This window comes from Streptomyces sp. NPDC060205, from assembly GCF_042728395.1.
Classification (GTDB): domain Bacteria; phylum Actinomycetota; class Actinomycetes; order Streptomycetales; family Streptomycetaceae; genus Streptomyces.
Genome location: NZ_JBHWZP010000114.1, coordinates 1 through 25,511 on the forward strand (window position 1 = coordinate 1; position 25,511 = coordinate 25,511).

The following is a 25,511-nucleotide window of genomic DNA, read 5'->3' on the forward strand; positions in this document are numbered from 1 at the left end:
GCACCGGACACAGCCGGTGCCGCGCTCCGCGTACGCGCCGTCACACGCGCCGTCAGGGGACACGCACCCAGTCGAGGGTGCGTTCCACGGCCCTCTTCCACCCGTCGTAGCCTTCCGCGCGCCGCTCGTCGGACCACTGCGGCTCCCAGCGTCTCGACTCGTTCCAGTGGGTGCGCAGTTCGTCGGTGTCCCGCCAGAATCCGGTGGCGAGACCCGCCGCGTACGCGGCGCCCAGCGCGGTCGTCTCGGCGACGACGGGACGGCTCACGGGGACACCGAGGACGTCGGCCTGGATCTGCATGCAGAGGTCGTTGGCGGTGACCCCGCCGTCGACCTTTAGGACGTCGAGGTGGACCCCGGAGTCCTGTTCCATGGCGTCCACGACGTCGCGGCTCTGGTAGCAGATGGCTTCCAGGGTCGCCCGAGCCAGGTGCGCGTTGTCGTTGTACCGGGCGAGCCCGACGATCGCCCCGCGCGCGTCGGAGCGCCAGTAGGGCGCGAACAGACCGGAGAAGGCCGGCACGAAGTACATCCCGCCGTTGTCCTCGACGCTGCGGGCGAGGTCCTCGCTCTCGGCGGCGGTCTTGATGATCTTCATCTGGTCGCGCAGCCACTGCACCGCGGAGCCGGTCACCGCGATGGAGCCTTCGAGCGCGTAGACCACCGGCTCGTCACCGAACCTGTACGCCACGGTGGTGAGCAGCCCGTGCTCGGAGCGCACGAGCTCCGTGCCGGTGTTGAGCACCAGGAAGTTGCCCGTGCCGTAGGTGTTCTTCGCCTCGCCCGGCGCGAAGCAGACCTGTCCGACGGTCGCCGCCTGCTGGTCGCCGAGCACGCCCCCGATGGGAACGGCCGCGCGCAGTGGCCGGGAGGCACGCGTGACGCCGTACGCCTCCGCGTGCGACGAGGGCTTGATGGCGGGCAGCATGGCCCGCGGGACGCCGAAGAAGCCCAGCAGTTCGTCGTCCCAGTCGAGGGTCTCCAGGTTCATCAGCATGGTGCGGCTGGCGTTGGTCACGTCGGTGGCGTGGATACCGCCGTCGGGCCCGCCGGTGAGGTTCCACAGGACCCACGCGTCCGTGTTGCCGAACAGGGCATGGCCCTGCTCCGCCGCCTCGCGTACGCCGTCGACGTTCTCCAGGATCCACTGGATCTTGCCCCCGGAGAAGTACGTGGCCGGCGGCAGCCCGGCCTTGCGGCGGATGACGTCGCCCTGCCCCGAGCGTTCCAGGGCCGCCGCGATCGCGTCGGTGCGGGTGTCCTGCCACACGATGGCGTTGTAGTACGGGCGGCCGTTGCGCGGGTCCCAGACCACCGTGGTCTCGCGCTGGTTGGTGATGCCGATCGCGGCCAGGTCGGTCCCCGACAGGCCGCCGTGCCGCAGGGCGTTCTGGATCACCGAGTTGGTGCGCTCCCAGATCTCCACCGGGTCGTGCTCCACCCAGCCCGACCGCGGCAGGATCTGTTCGTGCTCCAGCTGGTGCTTCGCCACTTCGTTGCCGCCGTGGTCGAAGATCATGAATCGGGTGCTGGTGGTTCCCTGGTCCACCGCGCCGATGAAGTCCGCCATGGGATACCGCCTCTCCGGCCGGTCGGGTCAGTCCTTGGGGGCCGGGATGCGTCCCGGCGGATCGGGTTCCGCGGACGGCAGGAAGCGGCCGATGAAGAGCTTGTACAGCCCCGCGCCGAGGAGGCCGCCGATCAGCGGGCCGATGATCGGCACCCAGAAGTACAGGTTCCCGTACTGATCTCGCCACGCTCCGCCGTAGCCGGTGAAGAAGCTGGCCAGCCGCGGTCCGAAGTCACGGGCCGGGTTGATGGCGTATCCCGCGTTCGTCCCCCATGCCATGCCGATCGCGACCACGACCAGGCCGGTGATGAACGGGCCGAGGTTCGCGCCCGGCGGCGTGTTCAGCAAGTCGGTGATGGCCATGATCAGCAGCAGCAGGATGGCGGTGCCGATGACCTGGTCACGGAACGCGCCCCACTCGTGGACCGGCAGGGCGGGGTTGCCGTTGCCGGGCAGCGTCGAGAACACACCTTGTGTCTTGATGGTGTGTCCGGGGTCGGCCTTCGCCAGCGCCTCGCTGTAGTTCCAGCGGACGAGGAGGGCGGCCACGAAGGCACCGGCCGTCTGCGCCAGCGCGTAGGGCGCCACCTTGCGCCACGGGAATCCCTTGAACGCCGCGAGTGCGACGGTCACCGCGGGATTGAGGTGGGCGCCGCTCAGCCGCGCCGCCACATAGACGCCGAGGGTGACACCGAGGCCCCACGCCCAGGCGATGCTGTCGTGGTCGCCGAGACCGCCCGCCGGATCCGTGAGAGCGCCTCCCGCGGACACCTGGGCCACCACACCGCATCCGAAGAGGATGAGGATCAGGGTGCCCGCGAACTCCGCCGACAACTCGCCGACAAGTCCGGACCGTATACGTCGCTCAGCCATGGAAGCTCACCCTCCGCCGGCGGTACCGGCCGTCGACCGCCCCGAGCGATATCCGCCAGGCTAGGACGGTTCAGGGAAAAGTGCATATCAGGGCATTTGAGGCGTGATGTCGATCGGCGGCAACCCTCGCCTGCCCCGCACCCGGACGGGCACCTGTCGCGTCGAGGAAGAACACCGAGAAGTTCGACGCGTCGGGGAAACCGAGTGCCCGCGTGCATCGGGGCGCCGTGAGCCGGACGTGCGCGTGGAGCCGCCGGGCCTCCAGGACGATCCGCTCGACGGCGTACGCCTTCGCGGCGCGGCCGGTGGCCTGCTGCACCGCGGCCGGGCGCACAGCTCAGGCGCCTGGGCGTAGTACGCGGCCTCGTGGTGCTCCCGGAAGCGCGCTTCCACCCAGGGCCTGATCCCGCGGGAGGGCCCCCGCCGCCCTGGCCCGGGCGATCGTCGCCCTCGCACCCGTTTCCCGACCGGTACAGGGCTGTGTGGGCCCGGCCGCCCCTGCCAGGGTGTGGCCATGAAGACGACACCGGACGGACGGCCCATCCCGCCCACCCACGCCGACGAACGCGCCATGCTGGAGGCGTGGCTGGACTTCCACCGCGCTACCCTCACCCTGAAATGTGCGGACCTCAAGGACGATCAGTTACGACTGGCCGCGGCGGCGCCGTCGTCGATGACGCTGCTCGGCCTCGTCCAGCACCTGGCCGAGGTGGAGCGCAACTGGTTCCAGCGCGTCTTCGCGGGAGAGGACGTGCCACCCGTCTTCGGGCAGGGCAATCACGACGGCTTCGCCCTTGAGCCCGGCCGGGGACTCGCCGAGGTGATGGCCGTCTGGCGGGCGGAGATCGCCCGGGGCCGTGCGCTGATCGCCGACGCGACCCTGGACGACTCCGGCCGCCTGCCCGAACAGGACGCGGAGCACGTCGGCCATCATGGAGTCTCACTGCGCTGGATCCTGGTGCACATGATCGAGGAATACGCGCGTCACAACGGTCATGCCGATCTCATCCGCGAGGGGATCGACGGAGTCACCGGCACCTGACGGACGCCGACCGCGCACCGGCGTCCGAGCCGCCGCTCACGCCAGCAGGACGTCCTCGCCCGCCGTCACGGGGACGACCTCCTCGTCCGACGGCGCCTGCGCCTTCACCGGCGTTCCGAAGTCCGAGAGCGTCATCGTCGTCACGGCCTTGAGACCGCCGAAGTAGGACAGCCTGACCTGGACGGCGCGCCCCTTCGCGTCGACCCACACGTCCGCGTACACGGGCACGTCGACGCCCAGTTTTTCGCGGGCCTCGTCCAGCCCCTGTCTGGTCTTCGCCGTCATCCGGAGCGTCGCCGTGGCGTGGTCGATCGTGCCCCGGTAATGCACCGCCGGAGCGTCGTTCACCTGCTCCTCGCCCTCCTCCGAGACCTGCCGCATCGCCTTCATCTGGCGGAGCAGATGCTCGGGGTCGTTCAGCGGCGACCGCAGGAAGTAGCTGGTGCGGGCCTCGCTCCGGTCGGCGGCGGCCCACTTGCCCTCGGCCACCGTCCGCGAGCCCCGTACATAGACCGTGTCACCGACGAAGACCTCCTCGACGGTGTCCATGCCGCTGTCCTCAAGGTCCACCGTGAGGCGGCCCCTGTCACCCGCCAGGTCGAAGGCACCGCCGATCGCGAACACGTACGTCGTGGGGCTGTCGGTGGACCGCATCTCGATCGTCTCGTCCACGCGGACGCTGTCCGCGCTCGTCCTCGCGATCGCCGCCCGTACGGCCGCCGCGTGGTCCGCGGCGTTCTTCGCACTCCCTCCCGAGCCGGTGTCCGCGCCGCCGGAACAGGCGGTGCAGAGCGCGAGGACAGCGGTGTAGAGGAGGTGGGCGCGGCGCATCGACTCTCCGGGACATCGTTCCTGCGGCGGGTTGCGACCCGCACGGGCCTGAAGATCTTCGCATGCGACCGGCACCGGAGCACGCGCTTTTCGGCCGCGGCACCCTGCGCGGAGAGCGTCTGCCGAACTGCCCCTACCAAGCTGCCTCCTGCCGGGCCGCCTCTGTCGGGAAGCCTTTGCCGAGAGGCCTTTCGAGGAGGGACGGCGGTTCCGTCGCGGTCTCAGTGCGGGCGGGCCCGTCCGAGTATGCGGCCGAGCCACCGGGTCCGGGCGTCGCGGGCCGCGCGGGAGAGGGCCGCGCCCGGGGCGACGGAGTCGAAGCCGTGGAACGCGCCGGGCCAGACATGCAGTTCGGCGTCGCCGCCGGCCCGCCAGATCCGGCGGGCGTAGTCGACGTCCTCGTCGCGGAAGGTCTCCGCCGAGCCGACGTCGACGTAGGTGGGCGGCAGCCCGCCGAGGTCGGTGGCGCGGGCCGGGGCGGCATACGGCGGCAGGTCGGACGCGCCGTACCTGTCTCCCAGGTAGGCCTGCCAGGCGACGGCGGTCGAGGCTCTGTCCCACAGGCCGGCGCCGGCCGATCGGTGGGCGGAGGGACTGTCGAGCCGGTCGTCGAGCATCGGGCACAGCAGGAGCTGCCCTACGGGTGCCGGCCCGTCGCCCCGGTCCCGGTTGAGCAGCGTCAGGGCCGCGGCGAGCCCGCCGCCCGCGCTCTTGCCTCCGATGACCACACGTCCGGCGTCGACACCGAGCGCGTCCGCCCGGCCGACGGTCCACAGGAGGCCCGCGTGGCAGTCCTCCAACGGTCCCGGGTAGGGCGTCTCCGGGGCGAGCCGGTACTCCACGGACATGACCGCCAGACCCAGAGGGCCGGACCAGTCGCGGAGGATCCTCGGCAGGACGGACCAGGCGTTTCCCATGATCATCCCGCCGCCGTGCAGGTAGTACAGGACCGGCAGCGGACCGGTGGCGTCGGCGGGCCGCGCGTACACCAGCGTGACGTCCGGCCGGCCCTGCGCGCCGGGCACGCGCAGCTCCTCGACGGCGAACCGGCCGTCGGCCCTCAGCTCGGCCGCCGTGGGCCGGGGCCTGCTCGCCGCGTCCCGCGCCCGCTGGACGGCGAGGGCCTCCGCGGTGAGCCGGGCCCCGGACAGGTCCCCCAAGGCGGCGAGAGCGGCGGCCAGTTCGGCATCGAGCGGCGGGGCCGTGCGCGCGGACCCGGCGGCGCCCGCGGCGACTCGGGCGGAGGCCGCGGAACCCTGACGCCCGGTCATGACGTGCGGCCCCGGTGGGCGAGGGGACGCATCCGGGCCCGGCCGGGCGTCGACGTCACAGAGATCATGGGTCCAGGAAACCAGCCACCGGGCAGGTCGCGGTCCGTGGGGCCCGCAGTCACCCCCGCCTCCTGGTTGAACACGTTCAAAAATGCGGGATACGCTGGTGCCGAACGAAGCCGAGGGGGTTCGATGAAGGTAGTGCTGCCCGGGGGCACCGGACAGGTGGGCACGATGCTCGACCGTGCGCTGACAGCGGCCGGCCACGAGGTCACGGTGATCACCCGCAGCCCGTCGAGGGCGCAGGACATCGGCTGGGACGGGACCACACTCGGACCCTGGGCCGAGGTGATCGACGGCAGCGACGTCGTCGTCAACCTGGCCGGACGCAGTGTCTCCTGCCGTTACACCGAGGAGAACCTGCGAGCCATGATGGACTCCCGGGTGGACTCGGCGCGCGTGGTCGGCGAGGCGATCGCCGCCGCCGCGCGGCCACCGCGCGTCTGGCTGCAGATGAGCACGGCGACCGTCTACGCCCACAGCTTCGACGCGGCGCACGACGAGGCCACCGGGGTGATCGGCGGCTCGGAGGCGGGAGTGCCGGACTACTGGGCATACAGCGTCGAGATCGCCAGGAACTGGGAGCGGGCGCAGACCGAGGCGCCGACCCCCGCGACCCGCAAGGTGGCCCTGCGCTCGGCGATGGTCATGAGTCCCGACCGGGGCGGCGTGTTCGACGTACTGTCGCGGCTCGTACGGCTCGGGCTCGGCGGGCCGGTTGCGGGCGGCGCGCAGTACGTCTCCTGGATCCACGACGAGGATTTCGTGCGCGCGGTGGAGTTCCTGATCGACCGGGACGACATCGAGGGACCGGTGAACCTCGCCTCGCCCGAGCCCCTTCCGCACCGCGACTTCATGCGGGCGCTGCGCACCGCGTGGCGTGTCCCGGTCGGGCTGCCGGCGACTCGCCGGATGGCCGAGCTGGGGGCTTTCGTACTGCGCTCGGACACGGAACTGCTGCTCAAGAGCCGCCGGGTGGTGCCGGGCCGGCTGAGCGCGGCCGGGTTCGCGTTCGCGCATCCCGAGTGGGGGAGGGCCGCCGTCTCTCTCGTCGAGCAGGCCAGGACCGGGCGCCCGGGCCGAGCCGCCGGCCTGGTGTCGTAGCGGTAGCGGTGATCCCCGCCCGGTCCGCACGGGCCTGGACCCGTGCGGACCGCACCGGCCCGGCAAGGAGCACGCGGCCCGCCCGGACCGTACGAACCCGTGACTCAAGCCAACCCCTGACGCAGGTGAACCCCTGACCTCAGGCGGACCCCCGGCTCAGGACGATTCGCGTACGACGAGCTCCGTGGGAAGCACGACGTGTCTGCGCGGCTCGTCGGGGTTGCCGATCTCCTCCAGCAGGAGACGGGCGATCGTCTCGCCGATCTCCTCGACGGGCTGACGCACGCTGGTGAGGGGCGGGTTGGTGTGCCGGGCGATGATGGAGTCGTCGAAGCCGACCACCGCCACGTCGTCGGGCACGCCGCGCCGTTGCCTGCGCAACTCCACCAGCGCGCCCGCCGCCATCACGTCCGAGGCGACGAACACGGCGTCCAGTGCCGGGACTTGTTCAAGGAGTGAACGCATGGCGGCCTCGCCGCCCTCCTCGGTGAAGTCGCCGGAGGCCACAAGACGCTCCGCGGCCTCGTGCCCTTCCTTCTCAAGGGCCTCGCGCCACCCCTGGAGCCGGCTGCGGGCCACGTCCATGTCGAGGGGGCCGCTGATCGTGGCGATGGTCCGCCGCCCCTGTGCGAGCAGATGGCCGACGGCCGTCGCGGCTCCGCCCGCGTTGTCGGAGTGCACATGGCTGAGCGACTCGGCGACGGAACGGCGCCCGGCGAGCACCGTGGGCAGCCCCATGTCCTCCAGCAGGCCCGGCAGCGGGTCGTGCTCGTGCACCGAGACCAGGAGAACTCCGTCGACACGGCGTTCCGCCACCGACTCGGTGAGCTGGTCACGTTCCGCCTGGTCGCGTACGAGGACGAGTTGGAGCTGCGTACGGGTCTTCGCGAGAGCGGTGCTGACTCCGCGGATGACCGCCGAGAAGTACGGCTCGGAGCCCAGTCTGCTCTCGGACTCGGGAATCACCAGGGCCACGGAGTTCGTCCGGCTCGTCACCAGGCCCCTGGCGACCGAGTTCGGCACGTAGTTCAGCTCGGCGATGGCGGCGAGGACGGCGGCCCTGGCCTTCTCGCTGACGAGCTCCGAGCCGTTGATGACTCGTGAAACCGTGGTGCGTCCGACACCGGCGCGCGCGGCCACGGTCTTGATGGTCGGACGCTGCCTGCCCCGCATGTCGCCTCCTCGCCCACGCACCGCCCCAGCGGCTGCCACCTGCGCATTGTGCCAGACCCGTGAAGGGTGTCCGAAGGGTCCTGGCGCGGCGGCGCGACATCTTCCGGCAACGAAGTGGTTTCAACTTCTTGACAGGACCCTGTGGCGGCGGCCACGCTCTGGGCCACCGAGTGGGCACGTTCCCATCGTTGTTTGGGAACGTACCCACCGGACAAATCGGGCCTGCGGAGCGGACCGCGGGGCTCGAACTCCGGTGCGTCAGCGCCGCCGCTAGGAGGACGAAATGGGCAAGGTCCGAAAGAAGTTGCGTACACGAGCCGTGGCCGCCGTATCGGTTGTGTCGGCTCTCGGCCTGGTCGTGGGCTGCGGAGGCAGTGACAGCGGGGGGACGGGTGGGGGGAAGAAGGACGGCAAGACCACCATCACCATGGGCCTGTTCGGCGTGATGGGCTTCAAGGAGACCGGGCTGCTCGACAAGTACATGAAGGAGCACCCGGACGTCGTCATCAAGGCGGATGTCGCGGGCGACGAGCAGACGTACTACACCGCGCTGCAGACCCACCTGGCGGCAGGCAGCGGGCTGAAGGACATCCAGGGCATAGAGATCGGTCGGGCCAAGGAGCTGTCCGACACGCAGAAGGACAAGTTCGTCGACCTGGCCGGCGCGCCCGGCACGGACCACTTCCTGCCGTGGAAGCAGAGCCAGGTGACCACCTCGGACAAGAAGGTGATCGGCCTGGGGACCGACATCGGTCCGATGGCCGTCTGTTACCGCAAGGACCTGTTCGAGCAGGCCGGCCTGCCCACCGACCGCGAGAAGGTCGCCAAGCTGTGGGAGGGCGACTGGTCGAAGTACGTTGCCGCGGGCAAGAAGTTCAAGGCCGGGTCCAAGGACGACAAGGTCGCCTTCATGGACAGCTCCAGCGGACTGTTCAACGCCATGATCTACGGCAACTCCCAGCAGTTCTACGACAAGCAGGGCGAGCTCATCTACAAGACGAACCCTGTCGTCAAGGACGCGTGGAAGCTGGCCTCCGAGGCGGCCACGTCCGATCTGACCGCCAAGCTCCGCCAGTTCCAGCCCGGCTGGGACCCCGGCCTGGCCAACAGCACCTTCGCCTCCACGGTCTGCCCGGCGTGGATGCTCGCCCACATCAGTGAGAAGGCCGGACCCAAGAACAAGGGCAAGTGGGACGTGGCCAAGGCACCCCAGGGCGCCAACTGGGGCGGCTCCTTCCTCGGGGTGATGGAGAAGAGCCCGGTCAAGAAGGAGGCGCAGGACCTCGTGGCCTGGCTGACCGCTCCCGAGCAGCAGGCCTACCTGTTCAAGGAGATCGGCAACTTCCCGTCGTCGCAGACGGCGCTGGAGATGCCCGAAGTGGTCGACGCCAAGTCCGACTACTTCGCCGGCGCGCCCATCGGGCAGATCTTCGGCGCAGCGGCCAAGGAGATCCCCGACGAGCAGGTGCTCGGCCGCAAGGACGGCACGATCAAGGACATCTTCTCGCAGGGTCTGACCTTGATCGAGGCGCAGAACAAGAGCCCGAACGAGGCGTGGAAGACGACGGACAAGCGCATCGAGAAGGCCGCGGGCTGACCTGGGCTCCCTTCGCCCAGGGCCCACTCGGCCGGGCCCCACGGCTCAGGGCTCGACAGCCCGGGGCCCATGGCCGACGGACGGCCCGCAGTGCACGACTTCACCGCCCGTTGACGCTTCCGTAGCAGCGCCCGGCGTCCCATCGAAGGCCCGTACGGGCCGCCGGGCCCTGCCTCCTCGTCACCCCCGAGCACCACCCCCGCTCTCACCCTCCAGGAAGGACGCCTTCCGGTGGCCATCTCCACCTCGACACCCCCAGACGGTGCGCCCGGCACCGCCGCGCCGGACGGGACCGGTGCCGGCGCCGAGCGTCAGCGCCGCAGCACGCTGCTGCACCGCCTCGACGTGCGCGGCGCCCCGTACGCCTTCGTCGCCCCGTTCTTCGTCGTCTTCGCGGCCTTCAGCTTCTACCCCCTCATCTACACCTCGTGGATCTCGCTGCACCGCGTCGAACTGTCGACCCTGAACGTCATGGAGTGGGTCGGCTTCGACAACTACACGGCGCTGTGGGAGGACGACCGCTTCTGGAACGCGCTGCTCAACACGTTCACCATCGGTGTCCTGTCGACCGTGCCGCAGCTGATGATGGCGCTCGGTCTCGCGCACCTGCTCAACTACCAGCTGCGGGGCTCGACGTTCTTCCGTGTCGCCGCCCTCACCCCGTACGCCACCTCGGTGGGCGCCGCGGCCCTCGTGTTCACGATGCTCTTCGAACGCGACTTCGGCATGATCAACTGGATGCTGAGCCTGGTCGGCATCGACAACATCGACTTCGAGAACAACAAGTGGGCCGCGCAGACGGCCATCTCGACGATCGTCATCTGGCGCTGGACCGGCTACAACGCCCTGCTGTATCTGGCGGCGATGCAGGCGATCCCGCGCGACCGCTACGAGGCCGCGGCCATCGACGGGGCCTCGCGCTGGCAGCAGTTCCTCAAGGTCACCGTTCCCGGGATCCGTTCCACCATCGTGTTCACCATCGTGCTGTCCACGATCGGCGCCACCCAGCTCTTCGGTGAGCCCCTGATCTTCGGCCAGGGCCCCAACGGCATCACCGGGGGAGCGGACAACCAGTACCAGACCCTGGGCCTGCTGCTGTACGAGGAGGGCTGGAAAAACTACCAGATGGGCCGGGCCGCCACGGTCGCCTGGGCGATGTTCCTGCTGCTCATCGTCCTCTTCGTCGTCCAACGAGTCGTCAAGCGCGTCCTGGCGCGCAGGGCCTGACCGGGAGATCCCCATGACCACAGACAGCATCCCGGTCGAGACGGCTGACGCGCGCCCCGGGACCGTACAGAAGAAGACGCGCAAGAGCGCCCCGCCCGCCGGGCGGAACCGGCAGCTGTTCCGGCACCCGGGTGCCGGACGCCAGCATCACGCGGGCCCCGTCGCCTACATCCTGCTGGGAATCGCGGCGCTCTTCTCCCTTTTCCCGCTCTACTGGACGATGGTGGCGGCCTCGACCGACAACACGCGGGTCACGCAGACACCCCCGCCGTTCCTGCCGGGACCCCATCTGCTGGACAACCTCGGCAAGGCCTGGCAGGACGCGGCGCTGGGCAAGGCCATGCTCAACAGCCTGATCGTGGCCGGTGTGATCGCCCTGTCCACGGTGCTGTTCGCCACCCTCGCCGGTTTCGCCTTCGCAAAACTGCGCTTCAAGGGCCGCAACATCCTGCTGATGCTCGTGATCGGCACGATGATGGTGCCGCCCCAACTCGGCGTCGTACCGCTGTTCATGATGATGACCGAGCTGGGCTGGGGCCAGCAGCTGCCCGCCGTCATCTTCCCCACGCTCGTCAGCGCCGTCGGGGTGTTCTTCATGCGGCAGTATCTGAGCGAGGCGCTGCCCGACGAACTCGTCGAGGCAGGGCGGGTGGACGGCGCGCACTCCCTGCGCATCTTCTGGAGCATCGTCCTGCCGATCGCCCGGGCTCCCATGGCCGTCCTGTTCATGATCACGTTCGTGCACGCCTGGAACGACTTCTTCTGGCCGTTCATCGTGCTCGACATGTCCAATCCCACGGTGCCCGTCGCCCTGACCCAGCTGAGCGCGGGATACGTGCGAGACCAGTCGCTGATCATGGCGGGCGCCCTGCTCGGCACGCTGCCCCTGCTCGCGATGTTCGTCGTCTTCGGCCGTCAGATCGTCGGCGGCATCATGCAGGGAGCGGTCAAGGGGTGACCGGTCCGCCGTCCCTCCGGTGCCGGGGCCCTCCGGCGCCGGCGCCCTCGCTCCGCCCCTCCCGTCCCGCAGCACTCTGGAAGGACTCCCGTGACCACCGTTACCCGACGTGTCGCGCCCACCCCGGAACACTCCACCGCCGTCCGGTTCCCGCAGAACTTCACCTGGGGCACGGCGACCGCCGCCTACCAGATCGAGGGCGCCGCCACCGCGGACGGCCGCACCCCCTCGATCTGGGACACCTACTCGCACACGCCCGGCAGGGTGCGCAACGGCGACACCGGTGACGTGGCCACCGACCATTACCACCGCTGGCGCGAGGACGTCGAGATCATGGCCGACCTCGGGGTGAGCGCCTACCGGTTCTCCCTGTCGTGGTCACGGGTGCAGCCGACCGGCCGCGGCCCGGCCGTCCAGAAGGGGCTCGACTTCTACCGCGCCCTGACCGACGCCCTGCTGGAGAAGGGCATCGAACCGGTCGTCACCCTCTACCACTGGGACCTGCCCCAGCACCTGGAGGACGCGGGCGGCTGGCCCGAGCGCGTCACCGCCGACCGGTTCGCCGACTACGCGACGCTCGCGGCCCGCGCGCTGGGGGACCGGGTGAAGACCTGGACCACCCTCAACGAGCCCTGGTGCAGCGCCTTCCTCGGCTACGGCTCCGGTGTGCACGCCCCCGGCCGCACCGACCCGGTGGCCGCCCTGCGCGCGGCGCACCACCTCAACCTCGCCCACGGCAAGGCCGTACAGGCGCTGCGCGCCGAACTGCCGTCCGCCGCGCGGGCGTCCATCACGCTCAACATCCACCACGTCCGGGCGCTGACCGAGTCGGCCGAGGACGTGGACGCGGCCCGCCGGATCGACGCCCTGGCCAACCGGGTCTTCACGGGCCCGCAGTTGGAGGGCCGCTACCCGCAGGACCTCCTCCAGGACACGGCCTCCCTGACCGACTGGTCCTTCGTGCAGGACGGTGACCTCGCCGAGATCCACCAGCCGCTGGACTTCCTGGGCGTCAACTACTACACGCCCACCCTCGTCTCCGCCGCCACCGGTGAGGCCAGCCACGGCTCCGACGGGCACGGGCAGAGCGAGCACAGCCCCTGGCCGGGGGCCGAGGTCGCCTTCCACCGTCCCGAGGGCAGCACGACCGCGATGGGCTGGGCGGTCGACCCCAGCGGCCTGTACGACCTGCTGCTGCGGCTCAAGGCGGACTTCCCCGCCATGCCTCTGATGATCACCGAGAACGGGGCGGCGTTCGACGACTACGTGAACCCGGAGGGCGAGGTGGTCGACCCCGAGCGCATCGCCTACCTGCGCGGCCATCTCTCCGCGGTGCACCGGGCGATCAAGGACGGCGTCGACGTACGGGGCTACTTCCTGTGGTCCCTGCTGGACAACTTCGAGTGGGGCTACGGCTACAGCAAGCGCTTCGGCGCCGTCTACGTCGACTATCCGACCGGCAGGCGCATCCCCAAGGCCAGCGCGCGGTGGTACGCCGGCGTGGCCCGCACCGGCGTCCTGCCGGACGAAGGAGGCGAGCACTGAGGCGATCCGTCCCGGCACGCGCGCCCGGACCGCGCCGACCCGTGCGACGGAAGTGAGACATGCGCAGGTATGGAACCGCCGCGACGGGGCACTCGGGGTCTACCCGACACCTTCGGTGTCGCCCAGTGACAAAGACGCCACTGATGAAGTCCGGATTCTCGCGGTGGCCCCAGCCCACATGCGAGCTGTGCTGTGTGGGAGAGGAATCACCATGATGGTGCCGGCGGAGAAGGAACTGCGTACGGTCCTGGCCCGGTTCGCGGAGGTACGGATCGAGCACGACGTGCGCCCCACCGGCCGCACCAGCCGTGCCCTGGAGAACGTCACCTACACGCTCTGCGTCATGACCGCCTCGCGCACCGCGGAAGAGGCCCTGCGCACGGCCGACCTGCTGATCGAGCAGTACCGCACCACCCGGGAGGGCGTGGCGCAGGAGGACGAGACGCTGGCGGCGTGAGGCAGGCACGCGGGCAGCGTACGGCTTGAGGCCTGGTGACGGGCCGTGCCGACGCGGGGGCACAGCGGCTCCCCATCCGTAGGTGTCCCCGCGCCGGTTTGTCCTCCCCTGCCGGAGCGAGCGGGAATCGCTCCGAGGACGGGGGAGGACGAAATGCCGGGGCCCCGGTGTCCGCTGCGAGGATCTGAGGGCCCCGGCCGTCTCGCGGCCGTTCGCCTGTTCCGATGATTGGCCCGGGGTCCGGGAGCCGGGCGGCGCGGTGACCCTGCGAGCTGTCAGCACGGGTACCCGCCACCACTCGTACGGTAGCCGGGCGGGGCTGTCCGGCGCGGCGGCGCACACCGGGCGGAGAGTGGCAGCGGACAGCGCACCGACGCACACACCGGTACGAGGCACCTCCCGCACCATGGGCACGGTCGGTGCTCGGCGCTCTCGGCCGGCTCGTTGTCGTCCAGGTCCGGGTTCAGTGCTCCAGCAGCATGCGCCGGGCCAGGCGGGCGATCTCCCGGGTCGCCGGTGACAGTACGGCTCCCTGGCGCCGGACCACGGCGATGGTGTCGTACAGCGGCTCGGCGAAACCGACGGTGTGCAGGTTCTCCGGGAACGTACGGCTGCCCGCGACCGCCCGGGACACGATGGTGTCGCCCGCGCCCCGGGCGACCAGGTGCAGTGCGGAGTCGACCTGCTCGACCTCGACGACCGGCGACAGGGTGATGCCCTCCACCTGGGCACGTTCGGCCAACTGGCGCCTGGTGGGATCCCGCCAGCCGTAGTGGGCGTCGTACAGGATCAGTGGCGCCTCGGCGAGGTCGGTCATCGTCACGGGCCGGGCGGTGCGCTCCGGGTCCGCCGAGGCGTAGACGACCTCGTCGCGCATCAGCGGCGTGATGTCGAGGCCCTCGGCGTCGATGGGCAGGACGACCAGCCCGGCCTCCAGATCGCCCGCGGTGACGGCCTCGGCGACCTCCACCGAGTTCAGGCCCACGATCCGCAGCCGCACCCGGGGATGCCGGGCGTGGAACGTTTCGAGCAGGTCGGACAGCAGGTAGTAGTCGGCGTTGCGCAGCAGGCCGAAGGTGGCCACTCCGCCGTCGAGCGAGGTCAGGGAGCGCAGGGCCCGGTCGGCGCCCTCGGCCGCCTCCGCCGCCTGCTCGGCGTAGGGCAGCAGTTCCTCGCCCGCCGCGGTCAGGACGAGCCGGCGCGCTCCCCGGGTGAACAGGGGCACCCGGTAGTGCTCCTCCATGCGCTTGATCAGTTCCGAGACCGAGGGCTGGGTCGTGCGCAGCTCCGCCGCGGCGGCGGAGAACGTGCCCAGCCGGGTGGCGGCCAGGAAGGCGCGCAACTGGTTGAGCGTGATGGCCGGAGCGGACGAAGGAGGCATGCCGCCCACTCTGCCATAGGGTCGCCCTATGGGATGGCGAGGACAATTCGAGGTTGTCCCGGGGCAAACCGTCCTTCAGGCTCAGCAGTATGAAATTGAGCTCCCGCTTCACCGCTGCCTTCGCCGACCGCTACACCCTGCTGAAGGCTCCTGCGGTCGACGCTCCGCCCGCCCAGCGCGACCCCGAGGTGATCGAGACGGTCAGCCGCATGCTGTCCGAGATCGAGCGCGACGGCCTCGACGCCGTCCGCCGCTACGCTCGCACCCTCGACGGCCAGTCCGACGGGGCGATCGAGCTGGACGCGGCGGAGATCGCCCGCAGCGGCGACCGGCTCCCGAAGGATCTGCGGGCGGCGATCGAGCTCGGCGCGGAGCGCACCCAGCGCTTCGCCACCCTGCAGCGCGACCACCTGGCGGACTTCGAGGAGGAGATCGCCCCCGGCCTGGTGGTCGGCCAGCGGTACGTGCCGGTCTCCGCCGTCGGGGCCTACCTTCCCGCGGGCCGCTTCCCGCTCACCGCCAGCGCGTTCATGACCGTGGGTGTGGCCAAGGTCGCGGGCGTGCCCACGGTGATCGGCTGCACCCCGCCCCAGCCGGACGGCCGCGCCAACGACGCCGTCACCTACGCCGCCCACCTCTCCGGCATCGACCACCTCTTCGTCGTCGGCGGGGTCCAGGCCCTCGCGGCCATGGCCTTCGGGCTGCTGGGCCGGGCGCCCGTCGACATGCTCGTCGGCGCCGGCAACGCCTATGTCGCCGAGGCCAAGCGCCAGTTGTTCGGCACCGTCGCCATCGACCTCCTCGCGGGGCCCTCCGAGGTCGCCGTCATCGCCGACGCGACGGCCGACGCGGAAGCCGTCGCGGCGGACCTGCTCGGCCAGGCCGAACACGGTCCCAACTCACCGGCCGCCCTGGTCACCACCTCCGAGAAGCTTGGCCGTGACGTGATAGCCGCCGTCGAACGCCAGCTGCCGACCCTGTCCACCCAGGACATCTGCGGACCCGCGTGGCACGACTTCGGCTCCGTGATCCTCGTGGCCACCAAGGAGGACGCGGTCGCGGTCATGGACGAACTCGCCCCGGAGCACCTGGAGGTGCACACGGCCGACGACGACTGGTACCACGACACCCTGCGCAACTACGGCTCCCTGTTCCTCGGCCACTGGAGCACGGTCGCCTACTCGGACAAGGGCATGGCGGGCACGAACCACACCCTGCCGACCGCCGGCGGCGCCAAGCACAGCGCCGGTCTCTCCGTCTCCCGCTACCTCAAGCCCCTCACGTACCAGCGCATCAGCCGGGAGGCCACGCCGTCGCTCGCCGAGGCGGTGGAGGTCATCTCCGCCAGCGAGGGCATGACCGCCCACGAGGCCACGGCCACCCTCCGGCTGCGCTCCTACGCCGGCTGACCCTCTCCCGCACAGGTCCGTACAGACCGAAGAAGACCCGTACAGATCCCTATCGACCCATGCAGGCCCACACAGGAACGGTGCACCGGATGAAATCCGTACGTCGTGAGGTACGCCGTCGCGTACTCCGGGAGAGAGCGGGCGGGAGAGCGGGCGCGCCCCGGCGTGCCTGGGGTACCGCCGCGGCCGTCGCGCTGGCCGCCGTCCTCGCCTGCGCCGGGTGCAGCGCGCCCGGCGCGGGCAAGACCGCCACCGCCGGGACGCAGTCCTTCATCACCGAGCCGGTGACCACCGAGCAGGTCGCCGCCCTCGGCGACGTCACCCTGCGGATGTGGGCGGACCAGGCGGAGAAGCCACTGATGAAGTCGGTCGTCCCGGCCTTCGAGAAGAAGTACCCGAACGTCACCGTCGACATCACCTACAAGAGCTTCGACGATCTCATCGCCACCGTCGTCAACGCCGCCTCCGGCAGCACCCCGCCCGACCTGTTCCAGGGCAACATCGGGTACGCGGTCGACGGCGCCCTGGTCAAGGCCAAGCTGGTCCGCCCCCTCGACGACGTCGCCGCGACCTACGGCTGGCTCACCGGCACCGGCGCGAGCACCCTGGCACCGGCCCGCTGGAACAGCGCGGGCACGGCGTTCGGCGACGGGAACCTCTACGGGATGTCCCCGATCAGCGAAGTGCAGGGCATCTACTACAACAAGGCCCTGCTGAAATCCCTCGGCCTCGAACCGCCGCGGTCCCTGAGCGACCTGGAGAAGGACCTGCCGGTCGTGAAGGCGGCAGGCAAGCAGCCGATCATGCTGGGCAACAGCGACCAGTACGCCGCCACCCACATCTTCTCCGACCTCGCCGTCACCGAGCAGAGCCCCGCCTCCATCAGCGACTGGATCGGCGGCAAGGCGGGCACGACCTTCGCCACCGCCGGCAACGAGAAGGCGGCCGACACCATGGCCGACTGGGCGAAGAAGGGCTGGTTCGGTTCCGGTTACGACGGCCTCAGCAACGAGGACGCCATCGCCCGGTTCGCCAAGGGCTCGGGCGCGTTCTTCGTCGGCGGCTCCTGGAACGGCGCCAAGCTCGACCCCGAGAAGTTCGGCTTCGGCGCGCTCACCACCGGCGGCGCCGGAGCCACCGCCTCGCCGTGGCACATCGCCGCCTCCTCCAAGGCCACCCCCGCCGCCGTCGCCTTCCTCGCGGCCCTGCACACCCCCGAAGCCGGTCAGGAGATCCTCGACACCGGCCGCCTGCCCGTCGTCACCGACGGTGTGAAGGGCGCGAACAGCCTGCAGAGCCAGACCCTCGACGTGCTCAAGCGCACCATCGCCGCGGGCACACAGGTCGGCTACTACGACTGGACCGCCACCGACATGCTCTCCGTCATGGGCGGCAGACTCCAGGAGGTCATGGCGGGCCGCACCAGCCGCGCCGCCTTCACCAAGGCGGTCCAGGACTCCTGGCAGAAGGCGAGGAGGTCCGAGTGAGCACCGTCGCCCCCGCGCGGGAACGCGACACCGCGCCCCCACCGACCGGCATACGCCGGATCAGCCGGCCGCGCCGCCGGCTGACCTCCCTCTCCTGGTCCTCGCTCCTTTACGTGGCACCGGCCCTGGCGTTCTTCGCCGTCTTCGTGCTGTACCCCATCGGCATCTCCGTCTGGTACTCGTTCTACGCGTACGACGGCCTCACCGAGGGCACCCCGGTCGGCCTCGGCAACTACACGGCCGTCTTCACCGACCCCGACCTGCGCGCGGCCCTGCTGCACTCCCTGGTCCTGCTGTTCTTCTATGCCGCCCTGCCGGTGGCCGTGGGCCTGCTGCTCGCCGGAGCCATGTCCCGTATCCGCGTGTACGGTCTGACGCTGTTCCGGGCGGTGCTGTTCGTGCCGCAGGTCCTGTCCAGCGTCGTCGTCGCCGTGGCCTGGCGGAACCTCCTCGCGGAGGACGGCCCGGTCAACGCGCTGCTGCGGGCCGTGGGCCTCGGCCGCTTCACGACGAGCTGGCTCGGGAACTTCGACACCGCCCTGCCCTCGATCGGCGTGGTCGGCACCTGGGTCGAGTACGGCCTGTGCATGGTGCTCTTCCTCAGCGGCATCGTGGCCATCGACCGCTCGACCTACGAGGCGGCCCGTCTCGACGGCGCCGGAGCGGTACGGGAGTTCTTCTCCATCACCCTGCCCGCCCTGCGCCCCCAGATCTCGATCGCGCTGATCCTCACGGTCACCTTCGCCCTGCGCAACTTCGACCTCATCTGGAACACCACCCGCGGCGGACCCGGCACCTCCACCACCGTCCCCAGCCTGTACGTCTACCAGGACGCCTTCCAGAACCGCATGCTCGGCCGGGCCTCCGCCCTCGCCATCGTCCTCACCGTGGTCATCCTCGCCGTCGTGGTCGCCGTACAGCTCGCCCTGCGGGAACGCGACGGCACGGGCCGCGGCCTCCTACGACGCGGTCCCGCCCGGCCGGCCAGGAAGGTGCAGCCATGAGGATCGCCCGTACCGAGAGCGTCACCACGCACGCCCTGCTCGTCCTCGCGTCCGTCGTCGCCGTCTTCCCGCTGGTGTCGATCGTCGTCTCCTCGTTCGACGGCTCCTCCGGCGGACTGTCCCTGGACAGCTACTCGACGGCCTGGACCCAGGGCCGCTTCGGCTCCGCCCTGCTGTCGAGCGCGCTGGTGTCCGTCACCGTCGTCGTGGTCACCGTGATCCTCGCGAGCCTCGCCGGTTACGCCCTGGCCACCATGCGCGTGCCCGGCGGCAAGGTCATCCTGGGCCTGCTCCTGCTCGGCCTCGTCCTCCCGTACGAGGTCACCGTGCTGCCCCTCTACGAACTGCTCGCGGGCTGGAACCTCATCGACACCTACTGGGCGCTGATCCTTCCGCAGATCGCCCTGTCGGTGCCGCTCGGGGTGCTCTGGATGCGTACGTTCTTCGCCTCGGTCCCGCAGGAACTGCTCGAAGCGGCGCGCATCGACGGCACCAGCAGGTTCCAGACCCTGCGGCTGGTGGTGCTGCCCATCGCCGGGCCCGCCCTCACGACCCTCGGGACCGTGCTCTTCCTGTTCACCTGGAACGAGTTCCTGCTGGCGCTCATCCTGGTCCCCGACAACGCGGCGGTGCAGACCGTTCCGCTGGCGCTGTCCTTCTTCTCCGGGGCCGCCCGCTCCAGCGACCCCGCGGTCACCGCCGCGGCCGCCGTCCTCGTGGCCCTCCCGGTGCTGCTGGCGTACACGGTCCTGCAACGGCGCCTGATCTCCGGCCTCACGGAAGGAGCGGTGAAATGACCGCCGGCCGTTCGTCCGCCGCGAAGACCGGCGTGACCCGTGTCGTGTGCGAGCAACTGGCGCCACGCGTCGGCGATCTGTCCCACAACAAGTCGATGGCCCTGGACGCCGTCCGGCGTGCGCTCGCGGACGGGGCCGACATCGTCGTCCTGCCCGAACTGGTCACCTCCGGCTATGTCTTCGAGACCGCCGAGGAGGCCAGGACCACGGCGATCACCGTCGAGGACCCCTTCTTCACCGACCTGAGCGCGGTGCTCGCCGGTACGCGGAGTGTCGTCGTGCTGGGCTTCTGCCAGCACGCGGACGACACGGACGACACGGACGACGCGCTGTACAACAGCGCCGCCGTGGTCGACGCGAGCGGGGTGCGGGCCGTCTACCGCAAGACACACCTGTGGGACCGGGAGACCTTGTTCTTCACCCCCGGAGACCGGACCCCTCCGGTGGTCGACACGGCCCACGGCCGCATCGGTGTACTGATCTGCTACGACCTCGAATTCGCGGAGATGCCCCGCCGGCTCGCCCTCGCCGGCGCCGATCTGATAGCCGTTCCGACGAACTGGCCGCTGGTCGAGCATCCGGCGGGCCAGTATCCGGCGGAGATCATCCAGGCCCAGTCCGCCGCACGCGCCAACGGTGTCTTCATCGCGTGCGCGGACCGCAGCGGCGTCGAGCGCGGACAGCAGTGGACGCAGGGCACGGCGGTCATCGACCAGTTCGGCTGGCTCACGTCCTCCGTCGCCGGGTCCACCGCTTCGAGCGATCCGAGCGTTTCGGAGCAGCGGGCCGCGGCCGACCTCTTCCTCCACCTGTCCCGCGACAAGGCCATCTCCCCGCACAACGACCTCCTCGGCGACCGCCGGCCCGACATCTACACACAGGAGACCCCGCTCCTATGACCACGGCAGACTCCACCCCCGCAGCAGCCGCCGTACAGCCCGGTGTGCCGTCCGGTGCGGCCGACGACGACTGGTGGCGCACCGCCGTCATCTACCAGATCTACCCGCGCTCGTTCGCCGACGGCGACGGTGACGGCACCGGCGACCTGCCCGGTATCACCGGCCGGCTCGACCACCTGGCGGACCTCGGCGTCGACGCCCTGTGGCTGTCCCCCTTCTATCCCTCACCGCAGCGCGACGGCGGCTACGACGTGGCCGACTACCGCGCGGTGGACCCGCGGTACGGCACGCTCGCCGACTTCGACGAACTCCTCGCCCGCGCACACGAGGTGGGCATCCGCGTCATCGTCGACCTGGTGCCCAACCACTGCTCCTCGGAGCACGCCGCCTTCCGTGCCGCGCTGGCCGCCGCCCCCGGCAGCGACGAGCGGGCCCTGTTCCACTTCCGCGACGGCCGCGGACCGGACGGCTCCCTGCCGCCCAACGACTGGACGTCGATGTTCGAAGGACCCGCCTGGACCAGGGTCACCGAGGCCGACGGCCGCCCCGGACAGTGGTACCTGCACCTGTTCGACCCCTCCCAGCCCGACTGGAACTGGGACAACCCCGCCGTGCGGGAGGACTTCGAGCAGACACTGCGGTTCTGGCTCGACCGCGAGGTCGACGGCTTCCGGGTCGACGTGTGCGACGCCCTCGTCAAGGCACCGGGTCTGCCCGACTGGCCGCGGCCGACCCACGGCGTGATCGAGCCCGTCGACGGCGTGATGCCCCCCATGTGGGACCAGGAGGGCATCCACGAGATCTTCCGGAGCTGGCGCCGGCTGCTGGACACCTACGACGGCCGGCGCATCCTGTGCGCCGAGGCATGGCTGCCGCCGGAGCGCGCCGCACGCATCATCCGCGCCGACGAGATGCATCAGGCCTTCAACTTCCGCTTCCTGGAGACGCCGTGGCAGGCGGCCCCGCTGCGGAACGTCATCGCCGAGTCGCTGGCGGCCAACGACGCCGTCGGCGCGCCGACCACCTGGGTGCTGTCCAACCACGACGTGATGCGGCACGCCAGCCGCTTCGGGTACGACGGACAGGTCGAGCTGGAACACGGCGTGGGCGCCGACGACCCGCAGCCCGACCGCCCGCTGGGACTGCGCCGGGCACGCGCGGCCACCGCGCTCATGCTGGCGCTGCCCGGCTCCGCCTACCTGTACCAGGGCGAGGAGCTGGGCCTGCCCGAGGCGACCGCCCTGCCGGACACGGCACGCCAGGACCCGGTGTGGGAACGGTCCGGGCACCGCATCCGAGGACGCGACGGCTGCCGCGTACCCCTGCCGTGGACCGAGGAAGGACCCGCCTTCGGGTTCGGCACGGGTTCCGGCTCCGACACCTGGCTGCCCCAGCCGCCCGACTACGGCTCGTACGCCGTGGACGCGCAGTGGGGCCGTCCCGGGTCGACGCTGGAGCTGTACCGCACCCTGCTGGACCTGCGCCGCCGGTACCGGCTGGGAGAGGGGACCCTCAAGTGGGTGACCTCTCCCGCCGGCGTACCGCACCCCGGGAACGACGACGTGCCCCTCCCCGCAGGCGACGACGTCCTGCACCTCGCGAACGGCTCCGTCGAGGTCGTCGCCAACCTCGGCGCGCGGCCTGTCCCGCTGCCACCCGGGGCGCGGGTGCTGGCCGCGTCGGCTCCGGTGACGACCGACGTGCCTGCGGACGCCACGGTCTGGTTCACGACGGGGGAGGCCGACACCGCGCGGTAGCGGGCCGGTTAGGATCCGGGTCATGCCGCTGACCGTGGAAGACGTGGACCGGTTCGAGACGCTGAGGCCCCGTCTGGAAGCCATCGCCTACCGCCTCCTGGGGTCGGCGAGCGAGGCCGAGGACGTCGTACAGGAGACGTTCCTGCGGTGGCAGGCCGCCGACACCGGGCGCATCGAGGTCCTGGAGGCCTGGCTGACGAAGGTGCTCACCAACCTGTGTCTCAACCAGCTCACCTCGGCCCGCGCACGGCGTGAGCGGTACGTCGGGCAGTGGCTTCCCGAGCCGCTGCTCGACGGCGACCCGATGCTCGGCCCCGCGGGCACCGCCGAGCAGCGCGAGTCGCTCTCGTACGCGGTCCTGACCCTCATGGAGCGGCTGTCTCCCAACGAGCGGGCCGTGTACGTGCTGCGGGAGGCCTTCGACTACCCGCACCGGGAGATCGCCGAGATCCTGGGCATCGGCGAGGCGGCCAGTCAGCAGCTCTTCCACCGCGCCAAGCGGCACATCGCCGACGGCAGGGCCCGCGCCGAGATCGACGGGGGCGCCGCCCGGCGGATCGTCGAGGAGTTCCTGTCGGCCGCCACCACGGGGAAGACCGAGCCTCTCGTGCGGCTGCTCACCGGTGACGCCGTCTCGATCGGCGACGGCGGCGGGAAGATCCCGGCCCGGACCACACCGGTCGCGGGCGCCCTCGCGGTGGCGAAGTTCATGCGGGGCCTGTTCAAGCCGGCAGCGGCCAAGCGTGCCCTGATCGGCGGTTCGGCGGAGATCCATCTGACGACCGTCAACGGCGGCCTCGCCATCGTCGCGGTCGTCGAGGGCAGGGTCGTCGGCATCACGTGCCTGGAGGTCACCGCCGAGGGCATCGCCGCGTTCCGCAGCCAGGCCAACCCCGACAAGCTGGAGCGCGCGACCGGGCTGTGGGCGGCGACCGACCACGGGGAACCGCTGTTCCACGCCTTCTGACGCCGATGTGAGCTGCTTCACACGGCGTACCTGTCAGGAATCGGTGTGCTGTCCGGTTCAAGGGCCGTAACCGCGCTCGACACGGGCCGGACCCGCCCAGACAGGAGTCACCGCCATGCAGCACCGCATCATCGTTCTCGGCGCCGGATACACCGGAGCCATCGCGGCCGGCCGCCTCGCCAGGCGGCTGCACCGCGACGAGGTCGCCATCACCCTCGTCAACGCCGAGCCCGACTTCGTCGAACGCGTCCGGATGCACCAGCTCGCCGTCGGCCAGGACCTCGTGCCGCGCCCCCTGAGCGAGATGTTCGCGGGCACCGGCGTCGAGCTTCGGATCGCGAAGGTCACGGGCGTCGACGTCGACCGGAAGACGGTCGCGGTCGTCCCGCCGAACGCCGGCCCCGGTGAGCTCGCCGGCACCGAACACCTGCCGTACGACACCCTCGTGTACGCGCTGGGCAGCGGCTGGAACGACCAGGGCGTCGCCGGTACCGCCGAGCACGCCCACGAGATCGCGAGCAGGCCCGGAGCGCTCCGGCTGCGCGAGCGGCTGGCCGCTCTGGAGGCCGGCCGGTCCGTGGCCGTCGTCGGCGCCGGTCTCACCGGTGTGGAGGCCGCGACGGAGCTGGCCGAGGCCCGCCCGGACCTCACCGTCGCCCTCGTCGCCCGCGGCGGCCTCGGCGACTGGCTCTCGGACAGGGGCCGCGCGCACCTGCGCAAGGTCGTCGGCGACCTCGGCATCACCGTGCACGAGAACGCCGCGGTGACCGGAGTCGAGGCCGACCGCGTCACCACTGCCGACGGCGGGGCGATCCCCGCCGCTGTCACCGTGTGGACGACCGGCTTCGCGGTCCACCCGATCGCGCGGGCCACCACCCTGGAGACCGACGGCACCGGCCAGATCGTGGTCGACGCGACGATGCGCTCGCTCTCCCACCCGGACGTGTACGTCGTCGGCGACGCGGCCAGGGCGATGGGCCCCGGTGACAAGCCGCTGCGGATGTCCTGCGCCTCGGGCACCCCCGCCGCCTGGCTGGCCGCCGACACCATCGCGGCACGCCTGACCGGCGGAAAGCTCCCGAAGTCAGCGGTTCGGTACTACAACCAGTGCGTCTCGCTGGGCCGCAAGCAGGGTTTGATCCAGTACGTCACCGCCGACGACCGGGCCGTCGACGCGGCGCTCACCGGCCGACTGGCCGCTGTCTACAAGGAGTTGGTCTGCAAGGGCGCGGTCTGGGGCGTCGCCAACCCGACGCTCGGCCTGCCCGGCCGGCGCCGCCACGTCCTGGAAGAGGCGGACCGGGCGGAGGCCGCCGTCAAGGCGGTGGCCTGACCCGTCCGGCACCGGTTCCCGCGAGGGACGAGGAGTCATGGATGCGCGGGCAGGGGGAAACCGACCCGGCATGGACGCAACGACAACGACGCGCGCACGGAGCCTGGTCGCCCTGATGGCGGTCGTCCCCCTCGTCGCGGCGTGCGGTGCAGGGCACGACGGGAACGACGACGAGGGCGCATGGGGAGCCGCGGCACTGCCCGCCGTGGCCCGGGGCGCCGACCTGGTGATCACCACCGACAACGGGGTGCGGCTGCGCCCCGCCGACGGTGACCGGGTCGGCGTCGGAGACCGCATCCGGCACGAGTGGTCCCACCGGGACGACACCTGGGTGCTCGACCTGTCGTGCCCGAAGCGGGACGACGACGGTCGGGAGTCCGGCCAGGAGTGCGACCGCATGCCGGAGGTGAACGTCCCGGCGGGCACGTCCGTCACCGTCTCCGCCCGCAACGCCGGAATCGATGTGGCCGGTGTCTTTGCCGCGCTGGACCTCACGACCGTCAACGGCGATGTCACCGTGACCCGCTCCGGCCGGAAGGACGCCTCCGTCCGTCTTGAGACCCGCAACGGATCGGTCCGCGCGGGCACCCTGCGCGCCGAGGACGTGCACGCCGAGACGGTGAACGGCGACGTGACGCTCGACTGCGCCACCTCGCCTGACGGTGTCGGCGCCCTCACCACCAACGGCTCGGTGCGGGTCATGCTGCCGCACGACGCGCCCGCCTACCGCATCGCGGCGACCACCGACAACGGCCGCCCCTCGGTCACC

The 25,511-nt window shown here is 71.0% G+C and carries 22 protein-coding genes and 1 pseudogene; 16 read left to right on the forward strand and 7 right to left on the reverse strand.

Going from position 1 to position 25,511, the window contains the following annotated elements:
• Window positions 1-52: 52 nt before the first annotated feature.
• The 3 genes and pseudogenes from glpK to ACFWGJ_RS21055 form a co-directional block, all read right to left on the reverse strand.
• A complete protein-coding gene (glpK, locus tag ACFWGJ_RS21045; protein ID WP_387326653.1) occupies window positions 53-1,570 on the reverse strand; it encodes a glycerol kinase GlpK in 1,518 nt (505 codons plus the stop codon).
• Between the two features lie 27 nt (window positions 1,571-1,597).
• A complete protein-coding gene (locus ACFWGJ_RS21050; RefSeq protein ID WP_387326655.1) occupies window positions 1,598-2,443 on the reverse strand; it encodes an MIP/aquaporin family protein in 846 nt (281 codons plus the stop codon).
• A gap of 70 nt (window positions 2,444-2,513) precedes the next feature.
• Window positions 2,514-2,854 (reverse strand): annotated as a pseudogene (locus tag ACFWGJ_RS21055) (hypothetical protein); the annotation flags it as partial.
• A 103-nt stretch (window positions 2,855-2,957) separates the two neighbouring features.
• Between ACFWGJ_RS21055 and ACFWGJ_RS21060 the strand changes: the two are divergent.
• Complete coding sequence (locus tag ACFWGJ_RS21060) at window positions 2,958-3,485, forward strand: DinB family protein (protein ID WP_387326658.1); 528 nt, start codon at window positions 2,958-2,960, stop codon at window positions 3,483-3,485.
• 36 nt (window positions 3,486-3,521) lie between these two features.
• Here ACFWGJ_RS21060 and ACFWGJ_RS21065 read toward each other — a convergent pair whose 3' ends face one another.
• Both ACFWGJ_RS21065 and ACFWGJ_RS21070 read right to left on the reverse strand, forming a co-directional pair.
• The gene (locus tag ACFWGJ_RS21065) at window positions 3,522-4,316 is read right to left on the reverse strand and encodes a hypothetical protein (RefSeq protein ID WP_387326661.1); all 795 of its coding nucleotides are present in this window, start codon (window positions 4,314-4,316) and stop codon (window positions 3,522-3,524) included.
• A gap of 221 nt (window positions 4,317-4,537) precedes the next feature.
• A complete protein-coding gene (locus tag ACFWGJ_RS21070; RefSeq protein WP_387326664.1) occupies window positions 4,538-5,587 on the reverse strand; it encodes an alpha/beta hydrolase in 1,050 nt (349 codons plus the stop codon).
• Window positions 5,588-5,779: 192 nt separating this feature from the next.
• Between ACFWGJ_RS21070 and ACFWGJ_RS21075 the strand changes: the two genes are divergently transcribed.
• Window positions 5,780-6,751, forward strand: a complete 972-nt coding sequence (locus ACFWGJ_RS21075) for a TIGR01777 family oxidoreductase (protein ID WP_387326667.1) — start codon at window positions 5,780-5,782, stop codon at window positions 6,749-6,751.
• Between the two features lie 156 nt (window positions 6,752-6,907).
• Here the strand turns inward: ACFWGJ_RS21075 and ACFWGJ_RS21080 are convergent, their stop codons facing one another.
• Window positions 6,908-7,924, reverse strand: a complete 1,017-nt coding sequence (locus ACFWGJ_RS21080; RefSeq protein ID WP_387326669.1) for a LacI family DNA-binding transcriptional regulator — start codon at window positions 7,922-7,924, stop codon at window positions 6,908-6,910.
• Between the two features lie 283 nt (window positions 7,925-8,207).
• On the opposite strand from ACFWGJ_RS21080, the gene ACFWGJ_RS21085 reads away from it, so the two are divergent.
• The 5 genes from ACFWGJ_RS21085 to ACFWGJ_RS21105 all read left to right on the forward strand — a co-directional run bounded on the left by ACFWGJ_RS21085 (window position 8,208) and on the right by ACFWGJ_RS21105 (window position 13,708).
• On the forward strand, window positions 8,208-9,521 hold the full coding sequence (locus ACFWGJ_RS21085; RefSeq protein WP_387326672.1) for an ABC transporter substrate-binding protein: 1,314 nt from the start codon (window positions 8,208-8,210) through the stop codon (window positions 9,519-9,521).
• A gap of 231 nt (window positions 9,522-9,752) precedes the next feature.
• Window positions 9,753-10,748, forward strand: a complete 996-nt coding sequence (locus ACFWGJ_RS21090; RefSeq protein WP_387326675.1) for a carbohydrate ABC transporter permease — start codon at window positions 9,753-9,755, stop codon at window positions 10,746-10,748.
• A gap of 13 nt (window positions 10,749-10,761) precedes the next feature.
• Window positions 10,762-11,706, forward strand: a complete 945-nt coding sequence (locus ACFWGJ_RS21095; RefSeq protein ID WP_387326677.1) for a carbohydrate ABC transporter permease — start codon at window positions 10,762-10,764, stop codon at window positions 11,704-11,706.
• 90 nt (window positions 11,707-11,796) lie between these two features.
• Window positions 11,797-13,251, forward strand: a complete 1,455-nt coding sequence (locus ACFWGJ_RS21100; protein ID WP_387326680.1) for a GH1 family beta-glucosidase — start codon at window positions 11,797-11,799, stop codon at window positions 13,249-13,251.
• A gap of 211 nt (window positions 13,252-13,462) precedes the next feature.
• Window positions 13,463-13,708, forward strand: coding sequence for a DUF5133 domain-containing protein (locus tag ACFWGJ_RS21105; protein WP_387326682.1), 246 nt, complete (start codon window positions 13,463-13,465; stop codon window positions 13,706-13,708).
• Window positions 13,709-14,171: 463 nt separating this feature from the next.
• Here ACFWGJ_RS21105 and ACFWGJ_RS21110 read toward each other — a convergent pair whose 3' ends face one another.
• Entirely contained in the window at window positions 14,172-15,089 is a 918-nt protein-coding gene (locus tag ACFWGJ_RS21110; RefSeq protein WP_387326684.1) for a LysR family transcriptional regulator, read from the reverse strand.
• Between the two features lie 89 nt (window positions 15,090-15,178).
• Here ACFWGJ_RS21110 and hisD point away from each other — a divergent pair, with 89 nt between their 5' ends.
• From hisD to ACFWGJ_RS21155, 9 genes are all read left to right on the forward strand, one after another.
• Complete coding sequence (hisD, locus tag ACFWGJ_RS21115; protein WP_387326686.1) at window positions 15,179-16,498, forward strand: histidinol dehydrogenase; 1,320 nt, start codon at window positions 15,179-15,181, stop codon at window positions 16,496-16,498.
• An 89-nt stretch (window positions 16,499-16,587) separates the two neighbouring features.
• Entirely contained in the window at window positions 16,588-17,985 is a 1,398-nt protein-coding gene (locus tag ACFWGJ_RS21120) for an ABC transporter substrate-binding protein (RefSeq protein WP_387326689.1), read from the forward strand.
• Complete coding sequence (locus ACFWGJ_RS21125) at window positions 17,982-18,989, forward strand: carbohydrate ABC transporter permease (RefSeq protein ID WP_387326691.1); 1,008 nt, start codon at window positions 17,982-17,984, stop codon at window positions 18,987-18,989. The genes ACFWGJ_RS21120 and ACFWGJ_RS21125 overlap by 4 nt, the downstream gene beginning before the upstream one ends.
• A complete protein-coding gene (locus tag ACFWGJ_RS21130; RefSeq protein WP_387326694.1) occupies window positions 18,986-19,786 on the forward strand; it encodes a carbohydrate ABC transporter permease in 801 nt (266 codons plus the stop codon). The genes ACFWGJ_RS21125 and ACFWGJ_RS21130 overlap by 4 nt, the downstream gene beginning before the upstream one ends.
• On the forward strand, window positions 19,783-20,685 hold the full coding sequence (locus ACFWGJ_RS21135) for a nitrilase-related carbon-nitrogen hydrolase (RefSeq protein ID WP_387326696.1): 903 nt from the start codon (window positions 19,783-19,785) through the stop codon (window positions 20,683-20,685). Before ACFWGJ_RS21130 ends, ACFWGJ_RS21135 begins: the two co-directional genes overlap by 4 nt.
• The gene (locus ACFWGJ_RS21140) at window positions 20,682-22,442 is read left to right on the forward strand and encodes a glycoside hydrolase family 13 protein (protein WP_387326697.1); all 1,761 of its coding nucleotides are present in this window, start codon (window positions 20,682-20,684) and stop codon (window positions 22,440-22,442) included. Before ACFWGJ_RS21135 ends, ACFWGJ_RS21140 begins: the two co-directional genes overlap by 4 nt.
• Before the next feature lie 22 nt (window positions 22,443-22,464).
• Window positions 22,465-23,409 carry an RNA polymerase sigma factor SigJ gene (sigJ, locus tag ACFWGJ_RS21145; protein ID WP_387326699.1) on the forward strand — a complete coding sequence of 315 codons (945 nt, stop codon included), beginning with the start codon at window positions 22,465-22,467 and terminating at the stop codon, window positions 23,407-23,409.
• 115 nt (window positions 23,410-23,524) lie between these two features.
• On the forward strand, window positions 23,525-24,742 hold the full coding sequence (locus tag ACFWGJ_RS21150) for an NAD(P)/FAD-dependent oxidoreductase (protein WP_387326702.1): 1,218 nt from the start codon (window positions 23,525-23,527) through the stop codon (window positions 24,740-24,742).
• A 70-nt stretch (window positions 24,743-24,812) separates the two neighbouring features.
• Window positions 24,813-25,511: DUF4097 family beta strand repeat-containing protein (locus tag ACFWGJ_RS21155; RefSeq protein WP_387326705.1), on the forward strand; the 699-nt coding region annotated here is incomplete at its 3' end.